The organism is Streptomyces sp. W16 (assembly GCF_033194735.1).
Lineage (GTDB): Bacteria > Actinomycetota > Actinomycetes > Streptomycetales > Streptomycetaceae > Streptomyces.
The window spans coordinates 1-12,418 of the sequence record NZ_JAWOAI010000295.1 but is presented as its reverse complement, the minus strand read 5'-3'; the positions used below and the strand labels follow the sequence as shown (position 1 = coordinate 12,418).

Annotated in this window: 12 protein-coding genes and 1 pseudogene; 2 read left to right on the top strand and 11 right to left on the bottom strand. The window is 69.5% G+C overall.

The window, feature by feature from the left end; translation table 11 throughout:
• The 7 genes and pseudogenes from R6V09_RS32020 to R6V09_RS31990 all read right to left on the bottom strand — a co-directional run.
• Positions 1 to 520: pseudogene (locus R6V09_RS32020) on the bottom strand (ATP-binding protein); the annotation flags it as partial.
• A complete protein-coding gene (locus tag R6V09_RS32015; protein WP_317884953.1) occupies positions 517 to 1,182 on the bottom strand; it encodes a response regulator transcription factor in 666 nt (221 codons plus the stop codon). The gene R6V09_RS32015 and the pseudogene R6V09_RS32020, both read right to left, overlap by 4 nt.
• A 76-nt stretch (positions 1,183 to 1,258) precedes the next feature.
• Positions 1,259 to 2,686 carry a cellulose binding domain-containing protein gene (locus tag R6V09_RS32010; protein ID WP_317884952.1) on the bottom strand — a complete coding sequence of 476 codons (1,428 nt, stop codon included), beginning with the start codon at positions 2,684 to 2,686 and terminating at the stop codon, positions 1,259 to 1,261.
• A gap of 86 nt (positions 2,687 to 2,772) precedes the next feature.
• A complete protein-coding gene (locus R6V09_RS32005; protein ID WP_317884951.1) occupies positions 2,773 to 4,305 on the bottom strand; it encodes a beta-N-acetylhexosaminidase in 1,533 nt (510 codons plus the stop codon).
• Between the two features lie 43 nt (positions 4,306 to 4,348).
• Complete coding sequence (locus R6V09_RS32000) at positions 4,349 to 5,188, bottom strand: carbohydrate ABC transporter permease (RefSeq protein WP_317884950.1); 840 nt, start codon at positions 5,186 to 5,188, stop codon at positions 4,349 to 4,351.
• Positions 5,185 to 6,171 carry a carbohydrate ABC transporter permease gene (locus R6V09_RS31995; RefSeq protein ID WP_317884949.1) on the bottom strand — a complete coding sequence of 329 codons (987 nt, stop codon included), beginning with the start codon at positions 6,169 to 6,171 and terminating at the stop codon, positions 5,185 to 5,187. The genes R6V09_RS32000 and R6V09_RS31995 overlap by 4 nt, the downstream gene beginning before the upstream one ends.
• A 29-nt stretch (positions 6,172 to 6,200) precedes the next feature.
• Positions 6,201 to 7,469, bottom strand: a complete 1,269-nt coding sequence (locus R6V09_RS31990) for an extracellular solute-binding protein (RefSeq protein WP_442810194.1) — start codon at positions 7,467 to 7,469, stop codon at positions 6,201 to 6,203.
• A gap of 270 nt (positions 7,470 to 7,739) precedes the next feature.
• On the opposite strand from R6V09_RS31990, the gene R6V09_RS31985 reads away from it, so the two are divergent.
• Positions 7,740 to 8,579 carry a GntR family transcriptional regulator gene (locus R6V09_RS31985; protein WP_317884948.1) on the top strand — a complete coding sequence of 280 codons (840 nt, stop codon included), beginning with the start codon at positions 7,740 to 7,742 and terminating at the stop codon, positions 8,577 to 8,579.
• Between the two features lie 24 nt (positions 8,580 to 8,603).
• Here R6V09_RS31985 and R6V09_RS31980 read toward each other — a convergent pair whose 3' ends face one another.
• The 3 genes from R6V09_RS31980 to R6V09_RS31970 all read right to left on the bottom strand — a co-directional run bounded on the left by R6V09_RS31980 (position 8,604) and on the right by R6V09_RS31970 (position 11,003).
• A complete protein-coding gene (locus R6V09_RS31980; RefSeq protein ID WP_317884947.1) occupies positions 8,604 to 9,155 on the bottom strand; it encodes a dinucleotide-binding protein in 552 nt (183 codons plus the stop codon).
• Positions 9,156 to 9,300: 145 nt separating this feature from the next.
• Positions 9,301 to 10,083: an SDR family oxidoreductase gene (locus R6V09_RS31975; protein WP_317884946.1), complete on the bottom strand. Its 783-nt coding sequence runs from the start codon at positions 10,081 to 10,083 to the stop codon at positions 9,301 to 9,303.
• A gap of 80 nt (positions 10,084 to 10,163) precedes the next feature.
• Entirely contained in the window at positions 10,164 to 11,003 is an 840-nt protein-coding gene (locus tag R6V09_RS31970) for an SDR family NAD(P)-dependent oxidoreductase (protein WP_317884945.1), read from the bottom strand.
• Between the two features lie 175 nt (positions 11,004 to 11,178).
• Between R6V09_RS31970 and R6V09_RS31965 the strand changes: the two genes are divergently transcribed.
• A complete protein-coding gene (locus R6V09_RS31965) occupies positions 11,179 to 11,643 on the top strand; it encodes a MarR family winged helix-turn-helix transcriptional regulator (RefSeq protein ID WP_317884944.1) in 465 nt (154 codons plus the stop codon).
• Positions 11,644 to 11,670: 27 nt separating this feature from the next.
• On the opposite strand, the gene R6V09_RS31960 is transcribed toward R6V09_RS31965, so the two are convergent.
• Positions 11,671 to 12,418 (bottom strand): helix-turn-helix transcriptional regulator (locus tag R6V09_RS31960; RefSeq protein WP_317884943.1); only part of this gene is annotated, 748 nt, incomplete at its 5' end.

Genomic DNA, 12,418 nt, shown 5'->3' with positions numbered 1-12,418 from the left:
CGCGTTCGCTGCGCGCCAGCTCCGTGCCTACCAGCACGGCCGCACCGATCCGGTCGCCGTCCCACACCGGCGCCGCCGCCCACCGCAGCCGCCCGCCCCTGGTGGCGGGGGCGCTGACTTGGACCGTTCCCTGCTCGTCCAGGACGCTGTGCCAGACCTCGTCCAACTGGTCCGTGCCGGGCAGCGACGACCGTCCGGGCACGACGTTGCGCACGGTCGGTGTCTTCCCGGGTACTGCCTGCAGAACCGCCAACACCTGGGCGCCCTGGGCGAGTTCGTCCTCGCGCAGCGGCTCCAGGTGCAGTACCCCCGCGTCGAACCAGACCGCCCGCGACAGCCCCGCCGCGCGGCTGCCGACCTCGTGGTCGAGGCCGGAGCGGCGGGAGGCGGCATCGATCCGGATGGCGACCACGGCGAGTACGACGAGACAGGCCGCGGTCGTCGAGGCGAACAGGAGGGTCATCAGGCGGCGGGTGCGCCGCAGCCGGGCCACGGCGAGCGAGGTGTCGCGGCGGCTCACGCCTCGCCGCCCAGGCGGTAGCCGACTCCGCGCACCGTCGCGATCGGGTCGGGCGGCCCGAGCCGTCTGCGCAACTGCCCGATCAGGACGTCCACCACGTTGGACATCGGCTCGCTCGTCTCGTCCCAGCAGCTCTCGATCAGTTCGCTGCGCGTGACGACCTCGCCCGCCCGCAGCATCAGCAGTTCGAGCACCGAGAACTCCTTGGCCGACAGGCTGAGCAGCACCCCGTCCCGGGTCACCCGGCGCCGCGGCAGATCGACCTCCAGGCCATCCGCCCGCAGCAGCGAGGGCCGTGCGGGCTGCTCCCTGCGGCACAACGCCCTTACCCGTACGACGAGTTCGGCGAAGGCGAACGGCTTCACCAGGTAGTCGTCCGCCCCGTGCTCGAAGCCGGCCACCCGGTCGCTGACCGCGTCCAGCGCGGTCAGCAGCAGGAAGGGCAGCACCGATCCTGCCCGGCGCTGTGCGGCGAGCAGTGTGAGGGAGTCGCCGTCCGGGACCGAGCGGTCGGCCACTACACAGTCGTAGCGGTTGACGGACAGCTTGAGATCCGCCTCGGCCAGCGTCCGCGCGAGGTCCACCGCGAACCCCGCACCCCGCAGCCGATCTGCGACGACGGGCCCCAGCTCAAGATCGTCCTCCAGGACCATTACGCGCATGGCCCGGAGCTTAGGCGACGGCGGGGCGCGCACCCGGACTTCGTACGCCGAGTGCGCGCCCCGCCGCGCTCCGTGGTCAACTGCTGGGCACGGTGTCCTCGAACGTGGTGCCCGCGCCCCGGTAGGCCGCCACCATCGCGGCGACCTGCGCCGGGGTGAGGACCTGGTCCTTGACGTGCAGGACGTAGTCGACCTGCTCGTCGTAGGCGCGCGCGGTGGAGCTGGACAGGCCGCCGAAGTCGATCAGCCACTGGTTGAAGTTGATCGACATCGGCCGCTCCGGCAGGTACGCGGAGTCATGGGTGCCGAAGAGCTGGCCGTCGATGTAGTACTTGATGTTGTTGTTGTCGATGGTCAGCACCAGGTCGTGCCAGCCGTTGTAGCTCTGCCGGCCCTCGGTGTGCTGGTTGACGGCCACCCACGGGTCGGCCTGGTAGGTCTCCCAGGACGTCGTGTAGAGGATGTTGGAGGTCTCGCCCCAGCCGCCGTTGGGGAGGTACTCGAAGTCGTACTCGGAGTAGTCGTCCGCCATCGGTGCCGTGAGGTCGTTGATGGTGAAGAACGTCTGGACGAGGTGGTCGCCGTCGGGCCCCGACTTGGGCGCGTCGTTGAACTTGACCCGGGCCGCGTAGGTGCCGTTCTTGAACTTCCTTGAGTTGGTGACGACTTCGGTCTGCTTGGTGCTCTCGCCGGTACCCGAGGTCGAGGTCTCCAGGTTCATCACGGAGTTGCCGCTCGTGCTGGCGAAGGTGACCTTGTCGGGCGCCCAGGTGGCGCCGGAGACACCGGGACCGCCGGAGGTGGAGCGGACGCTCCAGCCGTGCGCCGAGATCTTCGGGTCGTTGTAGGCGCTGTAGTTGAAGTCGTCGAACAGCGTGGCGCCGGTGGCCGGGGGATCGGTGGGCGGGTTCGTCGGGTCGTTGCCGGCGGGGGCGGTACCCCACAGCGTGGCGCCGGACAGCTGCGCCGTGACCTTCGACCAGTCGCCGTACGACGTCTGCGAGGCGCCGAAGGAGTAGTCGTCGCTCTGGGTCAGGGTCTGCCACGTCGACTGGTAGAAGCGCAGCTGCATGTCACTGGTGTCGGTGCCCGGCGCGAGGGTGCCTGCGCCGGAGGTGAAGCCGATCTCCAGGTAACGGTCCGCCGTGGCCGTCGGGTTGGCGAGTGTGCCGAAGGTGCCCGTGATGTTGGCGCAGCCCTTGACGGCCCAGGAACACGCGAAGCGGTAACTCGCGCTCGCCGAGTCCGACTTGAAGTAGTAGCGGAGCTTGACGTTCGCCAACTGCACCGTGGTGGAGCCGGTGTTCTTCACCTTGAACCAGGGCTCGGACTGGTCGGCGGTGCCACCCGTGGCGCTCGTGCGGTACTGGACGCTCAGTCCGTCGCCGGCCGCGCTCGCCGTGGACGGCATGGCGGTGAGCGCGGCGGCGCCCAGGGCCACCGCGACGGCGGCGGACGTGGCGGCGCGCAGTCTGGTCTTCGCGAACCTCGTGTCGTGTCTCATGTCGTGCCTCTCCAGAAGGTGGGGTGATTCCGGAACGGGACAGGTCAGGGGCGGTACGGGGCAGATCAGTGGCGGTACGGGACGGGTCAGGGGTGGTACCGGACGTCGAGCGCGTCGAGCCGGGCCGTGTGCCCGTCGAGCCGGGAACGGAAGTCGTCCCAGTCGGTCGGGCCGCTCCAGGCGCGGTCGGCCAGGGCGCACAGGCGGGGATAGGTGAGGTACTCGACGCGCTCGGGTGTCGTGACGAACTCGGTCCACAACTGGGCCTGGGTGCCGAGGACTTGTTCGGCGGCGCTCCGCTCCGCGTCCTCGGGGACGGGGTCGTGGGCGTGGACGGTCCGCAGATCGACGACCTTGCCGGGCTGGGCCGGGGGCTCGCGCGGGTCCTCGGACTGGGCGTAGTCGAGGTAGGTCGCCCGGTGATAGGCGCTCACGACCCGGTGACCGCGCCGGGCCGCCGTCAGGGTGTGCGCCGCGTCGCGCCAGGTCATCACCGTGAAGTCCAGGGGCAGTTCGGCTCCCGTCTCGGCCCAGCCGACCGGCCGCCGGCCGTGCCGCACGAGGAACTCCCCGATCCGCCCGAGGAACCAGCCGTGCAGGGCGGCGGGGCTCGACAGGCCCTGCGCCACGGCCCGTTCGCGCGCGGCGGGACTGCTCGTCCATTCGGCGGTGGGGCACTCCTCGCCGCCCACGTGGATGTACGGCGAGGGGAAGACGTCCATGACCTCGTCGAGGACGGTACGGCAGAAGTCGAGGACCTCGTCGTGGACGCCGAGGACGGTGTCGCACACACCCCAGCGGGTCCAGACGTCGAGGGTGCGCTCCGGGTGGTTGCCCAGCTCGGGATAGGCGGCCAGGGCGGCCCGTACATGCCCGGGCATCTCTATCTCCGGCATGACGGTCACCCCGCGAGCCGCCGCGTACTCCACCAGGTCGGCGAGTTCGGCCCGCGTGTACGACCCGCCGTGCGGGACGCCGTCGTACAAGTCGCTTCCGGCGGGGCCCTGTTGGGATTCGGCGCGGTGCCCGCCGATCTCGGTGAGCTTGGGGTAGGCGGCCACCGGCATGCGCCAGCCCTGGTCGTCCGTGAGGTGCAGATGGAACACGCCGATCTTGTGCAGGGCCAGCAGGTCGACGTACCGGCGCAGATAGGAGACGGGCTGGAAGTGCCGGGCCACGTCGAGCATCGCGCCGCGCCAGGGGTGCCGGGGCAGGTCGGTGATCTCGACGCACGGCAGCAGCCACTCCGTGTCGCGCTGCGGGACCGCCGACAGGGCCTGTGGGGGCAGGAGTTGACGGATCGTCTGGATTCCGCGCAGCAGTCCGGTGAGGTGTGCGGCGCGCAGCAGGACGGCGTGCGGGGCGACGGTGAGCCCGTACCCCTCGTCGCCGAGACCGGCCAGGCCGGGGTCGAGGGTGAGGGTCAACTGCCCTTCCGGGGAAGCCTCCAGGGGCAGTCCGGTGGCCGGGGCGAGCAGGGTGCGCAGCAGGTCCGCGGCCGGTTCGGCGCCCGCGCCGACGCGCAGCGCGATGCCGGCGTCGAGGGTGAAGTGCCCCGGCCGGAGCGCGGACTTGGTGGGTCGGGGGACGAGGGTGAGCACGGAACGCTGTGCGGGCATGGATCGTCTCCGGGACGGGGGCGTGTGGGGGTGGTGCGGAGGGTCAGCCCTTGACCGCGCCGGCCGCGAAGCCGGAGGTGACATGGCGCTGGAGCAGCAGGAAGATCACAAGTGCCGGTGCCGCGAAGAGAGTCGAGGCCGCCATGGTGGCGCCCCAGTCGGTGCCGAAGACGTTCTGGAACGAGGAGAGCCACACGGGCAGCGTGCGGTGGTCCTGCTGCTTGATGATCAGGAAGTTGGCGTAGGTGAACTCGTTCCAGGCCGTGATGTAGCCGAACAGCGAGGTGGCCATCAGACCCGGTGCGAGCAGCGGGAACGCGATGCGCCGGAACGCGCCGAACCGGGTGCAGCCGTCGACCTGCGCGGACTCCTCCAGCTCCGGGGGAATCGTGCCGATGAAGCCGCGCAGCACGATGATCGTGAACGGCAGCGTCATCATGAAGTAGACGAGCGTCAGTGTCGGCAGCCGGTCCAGCATGTCGGTGTCGCGGGAGATGATGTACACCGGGATGATCAGTGACTCCCAGGGCGCCATCTGCGCGATGAACACCATCAGCATGAACTGCCGGCGTCCCTTCCACCTCATCCGGGCGACCGCGTAGGCCGAGCCGAGCGCGATGACGAGGGCGAGCAGGACCGCGCTCAGCGTGACGAGGACGCTGTTGCGCCAGAACAGTCCGAAACCGGCGGCGCCGACGGCCGTACGGAAGTGGTCGAGGGTCCAACTGCCGGGAACGATCCGGGGGTTGTCGGACTGGATGTCACGGGTCGGGGTGAACGCGGTCGCGACCATCCAGTACACCGGGAACAGGCACACCAGGACCGTGACGACGGCGGCGGCGTTCAGGGGCAGACGGCGGATCCGGGGCCGGGTGGTGCTCATGCGAGCTCGTCCTCCTGGCGGAACATCTGGCGGAAGTAGAAGACCAGCACGCCCGACATCAGCACGACGGTGACCATGGAGGCCGCCGAACCGAGGTCGTAGCGCTGGTGGGAGAGCGCGGTCTGCACCGCGTACACGGGCAGGATCGTGGTGGCGTCGCCGGGCCCGCCGTTGGTCATCACCCAGATCTGGGTGAACGCCTTGAAGGTCCAGATCACTTCGAGCGAGAGCACGAGCAGGAAGATCGGCCGGATCGTCGGGAAGGTGATGGAGCGGAAGATCCGCGGCCCCGACGCCCCGTCGATCCGCGCCGACTCGTACAGCTCGACGGGGACGGTGGTGAGCGCCGAGTACAGCGTGATCGCCGCGAACGGCACCGACTGCCACACGATGAGGACGACCACGATGGCGAAGGCGGCCGGTCCGTGCGCGAACCAGGGATAGCGGTCGAAGGACTCGAACCCCATCCTGGTCAGCACCGCGTTGACGATCCCGAACTCCGAGTGGAACAGCCACTGGAAGACCGTCGTCGCCGAGATCACCGGCATCGCCCAGGTCAGCACGAGCGCGCTGAGGACCGTGGTCCGCCCGAACCGGCCGAGCCGTTCGACCATGAGCGCGACCAGCGTGGACAGCGTCATGATCAGTACGACGTTGATCGCCATGAAGAGGAAGGTGCGCCGCACGACCTCCCAGAAGTGGCCGTCGCCCAGCAGCGTCCCGTAGTTCTTGAAGCCGACGAACTTCGCGTGCCCCAGGATGAGTTGGCGCAGTCCGAAGTCCTGCAGCGAGATCATCACGGCACGGATCAGGGGATACACGAGCAGATAGAGCGTGCCGAGCACGGCGGGCGCGATCAGGACGTACGGCCAGATCGCCCGGCCGGCGGACTTCGACGGGCGGCGCGTGCCCGGTCCCGGGGAGCGCCGGGGCGGGTCGGTACCGAGGGGACGGGGGGCGGTCTGCTCTCGGACGGCCGACACGGCGCTCCTCCTTCCGGTGAACGGGCGCTTCAGGAACCGGAGTTCATCGCCTCGGTGATGGCCTCGGACGCGGTGGCGGCCTTCTTCTGGATGTCGCCGCCGGTGAGCACGGCCGTCATGTAGTCCTTGATCGGGTTCTTCGCCTCCACCGCGGCCCAGCCCGGGGTGTTGGGCGTGGCGTGGCCCTGGGCGGCGCCGACCGCCATGGCCGCGGCGCCCGGATCGGAGGCGACGGAGGAGGCCAGGGTGGTCTTGTTCGGGACATAGCTCATGGCGAGCGCGAGCTTCTTCTGCCAGGTGTCGCCGGTGAGTTCCTTGATGAACGTGTACGCAGCGCCCTGCTTGGTGGACGCCGTCGGGATGACCAGGTCGGAGCCACCGGTGAAGACCGCGCCGGGCGTGGCGGCGGTCTTGCCCGGGATCGGGAAGAAGCCCAGCTTGCCCTTCAGCGCGGGGTTGTCCTGGATGACGACATTGGCGCCACCCGGGGACGAGACGACCTGGGCGACCTTCCCCTTGGCCATGACGTCGGCCTGCGGCGGGTTGGCCTCGTCGGAGTCCTTGGGCCCCTTGCCGAGGGCCTGCAGCTTCTCGTAGAACTGCATGCCGCGGATCGCCGCCGGGGTGTCCAGCGCGCCCTTCCACTTGCCGCCCGACTGGGTGGCCAGGTCGCCGCCCTCGTCCCAGATGAACCCGGAGAGCGTGTACCAGTTCTGGCCGGGCAGGTAAATGCCCTGTGTGCCACCGGAGTTGAGCTTCTTGGTGGCGGCGATCCACTGGTCCCGGGTCTTGATGGCGGACGCGTCGACGCCGGCCCGCTTGAAGAGGTCGGTGCGGTAGATGACGACGCGGTTGGCGGCGTAGTACGGAATGCCGTACTGCTTGCCGTCGTAGGCGCCCGGCTCGGCGAGGCCCTTGAGCCAGGTGCTGCCGCCGAGGTCGCCGACCTTGTCGCTGAGGTCGAGCAGCCCCCCGCTCTGCGCGAACTGGGCGACCTGGGTGTTGCCGGTCTCGATCACGTCCGGTGCGTCGTTGCTGGCCAGGGCGGCCGTGACCTTCTCGCCGATCCCGTCCCACTCCTGGATCTGCACCTTGACCTTGATGTCCGGGTGGGCGGCCTCGAAGCCCTTGACGAACTCGTTCTGGAACTGGGCGGAGACGCTGTCGCGCATCAGCCAGACGTCGATGGTGGTGTTCCCCCCGGAGCTGCCGTCGGAGGTATCGGAAGAGCTGCTGCAGGCACTCAGCCCTGCTGTCATCACGAGCACGGACACGCCGGCGAACAAACGGAGCTGCACGGTTCACCCCTGGAGGACATGAACTGACCACCTGACCAGTGAAGCCCACTGGACAGCTCACCTCTCGATGTGGGGATGAAGGTGGCATAGACCAATGCGGGCGTCAACCCCCTCTGTCGCCAAGGGATTTGGCGCGTATATCGCTCGGGAACCGGATGATCACCGGCCGATGGTGGTTACACTTCCCCGGTCAAGAGGGCGAACTGCGGGCAATCGCTGGTCAACTGGTCAACCGGCCGGCAGGGGATTCCGCGTACGAGGGAGTGCGACATGAAGGCCGACGCGCCAGGGGCGGTACTCAAACGGGAGCGGGTCCGCGACTTCATCCTCGACCTCGTCGAGTCGCAGCACCCGGGCGACCCGATCCCCTCCGAGCGCACCCTCTGCGCCCGTCTCGGCGTGTCCCGCCCGACACTGCGCGCGGCGGTCGACGAACTCGTCGCCGCGGGGCTGCTGGTGCGGGAGCACGGGCGCGGCATGTTCGTGGCGCCCGAGAAGATCACCCAGGAACTCGTCTCCGGCCAGCAGACCATGACGGCGCCGCAGGCCTCCGGGGCCTGGTCGAGCCGGCTGCTGGAGTTCACCACCATCCCGGCCGGCGCCCGGGTGGGCCGCAGGCTGCGCCTCTCGCCCGCCGCCGAGATCGTGTACGTGGCGCGGTTGCGGCTGGTCGACGGCGCCCCGATGGCCATCGAGCACCTGCACATCAGGGCTGATCTCGTACCCACCCTGTCCGCACCGGAGTTGGAGGCCGGCGACCTCTACGAACACCTGCGGGAACAGCACGGCGTGCACGTCCAGGAGGCCGTACAGGCCATCGAGCCGACGGTCGTCACCCGGGCCGAGGCCGAACTCCTCGACGTGCCCGAGCTCTCCCCGGCCCTGCTCTTCGAGCGCCTCACCTCGGACACCACGGGGCAGCCCGTCGAGTACGTCCACTCGATCTACCGCGGCGACCGCTACCGCATCGTCTCCCGCCTCACCCTCGGCCCCTCGGTCGCGGCCCCCTCCGCCCCCCTCGGCCACCACCCCGGCATCCCCCCGGGCGACTTCGCCCACCGCGACACCATCGAGTCGTCCACCCGGGGGGACATCCAGTCGGGGGCGTGAACTGCCGCCGGGCGGAAGGCGGTTCTACAGGTCGCCGGGACGGCCGTACCGGTAGAAGAACGGGCCGTCGAGCTGGCCCGCCAGTGCGCGGGTCAGGCCGGAGCTGTCCTCCAGGAGCCGGGCGCCCGGGGTGAGATCGCCGACGTAGAGCGGGTCGAAGCCGGCGTCGGTGATGAGCCGCGCGGTGAGATCCTTCGCGGCGGGCTCGGCCGCGTAGAGGTTGCTCGGGGTGACGCGCTGGGTCCCGATCTGGTCGTACGCCGACGCGAAGACCGTGTTGAACGACTTCGCGGTCGGCCCGCCGACGATCGACTTGACCTGGTGCGCGAGCGAGGGGAAGGACTCGTCGCGGTCCCCGTAGAGGTTCGTCGCGTCGATGGTCACCTGGCCGTTCAGTCCGGTGACGCCGGAGAGCGCCTCGGCGATGAGACCGCCGGGGACGGCGACGACCACCACGTCCGCGTCCGAGGCGTCACCCCCGTCCCGGCCCAGCGTCCTGACCTGGTGTCCTGCCTTCTCCCAGAGCCGGGCCAGGCCGCCGCCGACGTGTCCTCGTCCGATCACCGTGATGTTCATGTCGGGCCCTCCGGTCTGCCGGGAGTTCACTGTCCTCGTTGACGTGTCAACAAAACACCACGTTTGTTGTCGTGTCAACCAATGCCATCGAGGTGGGGGAGGAACAGCGGCCGGCTGTTCCTCCCCCACCCCGACGGGACGGATCTCAGATGGCCTGCGCGGTGGGCAGGACGGTGATCTCGGTGAGGTTGACGTGGCGCGGTACGGCGGCCATGAAGGCGACGGTCTCGGCGATGTCGGCGCTCTGCAGCACGTCGATGTCGTGGATGAGGTCGGCCATCAGCTTCGACGCGTCAACATCCGTGACGTGGTCCGGGAGTTCGGTGTCGACCATGCCGGGCTCGATGGTGGCCACGCGCACCATCTTCGGGCCGAGCTCGACCCGCAGCAGCCGGGTGAGATGACTGATGTAGGCCTTGGTGCCGGAGTAGACCGAGAACTTCGTCAGGATGCGGGTGGCCGCGATCGACGAGGTGTTGATCAGGTCGGCCGGCCTGCCCGCCGCGGCGGAGTCCGTCAGCTGGGGGAGGAACGCGGCGATCACGTTCATCAGCCCGCTGATGTTGAGGTCGATCTGACGCTGCCAGTCGTCGACCTTCAACTCCTCGATACCGGAGATGAGTTGCACACCGGCGTTGTTGAACACCAGGTCGGCCCTGCCGAAGCGCTCGGCGACCCGGTCGGCGGCGCCCTGGACGGCGGCCCGGTCGGTGACGTCGACGGCCAGGGCGAGCGCGGTGCCGCCGGCGGCCTCGATGTTCTTGACCAGGCTGTCCAGCCGCTCCTTGCGGCGGGCCAACACCACCACGGTGGCGCCGAGTTCGGCGAGACGTTCGGCGGTGACGGCACCCATGCCGCTGGAGGCGCCGGAGACGACGGCGACGCGGCCGGCCAGCGGGGTACCGGTGAGCAGGGCGGAAGCGGACATCACAAGACCTCGATTTCGGTACGGGAAAGGTGCTGGGAAGCGTGCTGGAAAGTGTGCTGGGAACGGTGTTTGACGGTGTGTCAGGCGATGTCGTCGTGCGCGGTGGCCGCGGACTTCTCGCGCCACGGGGCCAGGTCGTCCTGCACCTGCCGGTACTTGACCTCCAGCCGCTCCAGCGTGTCGCGGCCGAGGTAGAGGTGCGTGGGCAGCTTCTCGGTGCCGGCCACCTCGACGATCAGCGCGGCGCCGCGCACCGGGTCGCCGAGCTGGGCGTGGTTGGCGCGGTCGATCCAGTCCAGCGTCACGTGGGCGGGGGTGTCGTCGTAGTCGGCGATACGGTGCGCGGCCACCGAGAGCGAGCTCGCGTCGAGGAAGTCGGTGCGGAACACGCCCGGTTCGACCACCATCGACTGGATACCGAACGGCGCCATCTCGGCGGAGAGCGCCTCACTGACACCGGCGACCGCGAACTTCGAGGCGGAGTACAGGCTGACACCGGGCTCGCCCTCGAAGCCCGAGCGGGAACCGATGTGCACGAGCCTGCCGGAACCCTGCCCGCGCATGACGGGCAGGACGGCGCGGGTGACGTTGATCAGACCGAAGACATTGAGGTCGAACAGCGAGCGGGCCTCCGCGTCGGTGATCTCCTCCAGCGCGCCGAGCAGACCGCGGCCGGCGTTGTTGACCAGGACGTCGATACCGCCGAAGCGCTCCACGGCGGCCTCGACCGCCTGCGGGATGCTGTCGTTGTCCGTGACGTCCAGGGCGACCGCGAAGACCCGCTCCGAGTTCTTCAGATCGTCCGGCACCCGCTCCGGATTCCGTACGGCGACCACGACATTGTTACCGCCTGCCAGCGCGGCCCGGGCGATTTCCGCGCCGATTCCACGGGAGGCGCCGGTGACAAACCACGTAGCCATGGGGAAAACCTCTTTCGTCGCTTCCCCTCGCGGGGGGATTTCCTGTTGACGTAAATGAGTCTGTCCCTCCGTCCGGGAGCTATGAAGGCAGCGGTTTTCCTGGGAGTCCCACACCCAGGAACGGGGGCGGGCCTGCGAAGTCGGTGACATGTCAACAAGCTGGTACGGTGACGGCATGTCCGAACCCCGATGGCTCACCCCCGACCAGGCCGAGGTCTGGGCGAGATACCGGAGGCTGCGCAGCGCGCTGCAGCGGGCCCAGGACCAGCAGTTGCAGCGGGACTCGGGCCTCTCGGCGGCCGACTACGCCCTCCTCGCGCCCCTGTCCGAGTCCGCCGACGGTGTGCTGCGGGCACGGGAGCTCGGCGCCGAGGTCGACTGGGAGCGCAGCCGGCTGTCCCACCAGATCAGCCGTATGGAGAAGCGCGGGCTCGTCACCCGCGAGGCCTGCGCCGACGACGCGCGCGGCTCCATGGTGCGGCTCACGGAAAAGGGACGGGAAGCGATCGAGGCCGCCGCACCCGCGCACGCGGAAAATGTGCGGCAACTGGTTTTCGATCCGCTGACACCCGATGAGGTGCGCCTTTTCGGCGATGTGCTGGACCGAATACTGGACGCTGTCGAGCGGAATTCCCGATAAAGGCCACCGTTGTAAAGTCCCGCGCTTTTACTGGGCGTCCTGCGCCGGGTTCTGCTGGTGCGGCACCTCGGGTGCACTGATCGACCCCAGCAGGGCCAGGGCGTCCGCCGAGGGGGAGTCCGGTTCCGCCTGGAGGATGATGAGCTGCTGCCCGGGCGCGCTGCGGATGGTGAGGGCCTCGTGCCGCAACTCCAGTTCCCCCACCACGGAATGCCGCATCCGCTTCACCTCGTACGGCGGGACCCGGGTGTACTCACGGGCCCACAGCGAGCGGAACTCGCCGCTGCGCACCGACAGTTCACCGACGAGCTCCAAAATGCGGGGATCCTCGGGGGTGCTCGCGGCGGTCTGCTGGAGATCGGCGACCGCGCGGTGCTCGGCCCGCTCCGCGTTCCGGTAGAACGTCTTCGCCGCCGGGTCCAGGAACAGCATCCGCAGCACGTTGTCCCGCTGGGCGAAGTCGCCGTAGAGGGCGTCGGCCAGGGCGTTGGTGGCCAGCAGGTCCTGGGCGTGGCCGATGACGAAGGCCGGTGTCCTGGTCCAGCTCTCGATCAGCTGCCGCAGATGCGGGCGGACCCGCTCGACCCGCACGGGTGACTTGGTGCGCCGGGCCGTGGGCCGCGCAAGCCGGAACAGCTCCCGCCGGTCCTCGTCCCCGAGCCGCAGCGCACGGGCCATCGCCTCCAACACCCGTACCGACGGGCTGAGTTCGCGGCCCTGCTCCAGCCGGCTGTAGTAGCCGGCGCTGACCCCCGCGAGCGCCGCGACCTCGTCG

Bases quoted from the DNA above. Each gene is read 5' to 3' on its own strand.
- R6V09_RS32010 (WP_317884952.1), bottom strand. From the start codon at position 2,686: ATGAGACACGACACGAGGTTCGCGAAGACCAGACTGCGCGCCGCCACG.
- R6V09_RS31975 (WP_317884946.1), bottom strand. From the start codon at position 10,083: ATGTCCGCTTCCGCCCTGCTCACCGGTACCCCGCTGGCCGGCCGCGTC.
- R6V09_RS31985 (WP_317884948.1), top strand. From the start codon at position 7,740: ATGAAGGCCGACGCGCCAGGGGCGGTACTCAAACGGGAGCGGGTCCGC.
- R6V09_RS32015 (WP_317884953.1), bottom strand. From the start codon at position 1,182: ATGCGCGTAATGGTCCTGGAGGACGATCTTGAGCTGGGGCCCGTCGTC.
- R6V09_RS31970 (WP_317884945.1), bottom strand. From the start codon at position 11,003: ATGGCTACGTGGTTTGTCACCGGCGCCTCCCGTGGAATCGGCGCGGAA.
- R6V09_RS32005 (WP_317884951.1), bottom strand. From the start codon at position 4,305: ATGCCCGCACAGCGTTCCGTGCTCACCCTCGTCCCCCGACCCACCAAG.
- R6V09_RS32000 (WP_317884950.1), bottom strand. From the start codon at position 5,188: ATGAGCACCACCCGGCCCCGGATCCGCCGTCTGCCCCTGAACGCCGCC.
- R6V09_RS31965 (WP_317884944.1), top strand. From the start codon at position 11,179: ATGTCCGAACCCCGATGGCTCACCCCCGACCAGGCCGAGGTCTGGGCG.
- R6V09_RS31980 (WP_317884947.1), bottom strand. From the start codon at position 9,155: ATGAACATCACGGTGATCGGACGAGGACACGTCGGCGGCGGCCTGGCC.